This is a genomic window from Mycobacterium colombiense, assembly GCF_001665835.1.
Classification (GTDB): Bacteria; Actinomycetota; Actinomycetes; order Mycobacteriales; family Mycobacteriaceae; genus Mycobacterium; species Mycobacterium colombiense_A.
Window position 1 is genome coordinate 1 of the sequence record NZ_LZSX01000053.1, and the last position, 644, is coordinate 644.

The 644-nt window shown below is 65.7% G+C and carries 1 protein-coding gene; it reads right to left on the bottom strand.

Going from position 1 to position 644, the window contains the following annotated elements; translation table 11 throughout:
* On the bottom strand, positions 1-644 hold a 644-nt coding region (locus A5760_RS11160), incomplete at both ends, for an AMP-binding protein (protein WP_155764298.1).

Here is a 644-nt window from a genome sequence, read left to right on the forward strand (position 1 = left end):
TCGATCGGCAGATACGCCGCCCCCGTCTTGAGCACCGCCAGGATCGACGCGATGGCCTCGGCAGACCGCGAAAACAGCAGTGCCACAGTCTGTCCCGGACCCGCGCCCGCATCCGCGAGACAATGCGCCAACCGGTTCGAGGCTTCATCCAGCTCTCGGTAGGTCACCGACAGGCCCTCGCACACCAGCGCCACGGCGTCCGGGGTCCGGGCCACCCACTCGGCGAACAGCGCGGGGATCGACACCGGCGTGCTCACCGACTCGGTCAACACCGCCCGGTTACCGATCTCATCCAACCGGGCATGTTCACCCTCGCCGAGCAGATCCACCGACGAGAGCCGTCGGGTCGGCTCGGCGGTCATCGCCATCAACACCCGCTGCAACCGCGCGATCAACACCTGGACGGTGTCCGCGTCGAACACGTCGGTGCGAAACTCCACGTGTCCGGAAATCCCGGCGGGCGCACCGGCCTCGGTCCAGTTCTCCTTGAGGAAGAAGACCAGATCCATTTTCGCGGTCTGCGTATCCCCGAGCAGCGGAGTCACCTGAAGATCACCCAAAGCCAACCCCGTCGCGGGGACGTTGACCTGTCCGGGGAAGTTGTTCCAGCCCAACATCACCTGAACCAGCGGGTGATGGGCCAA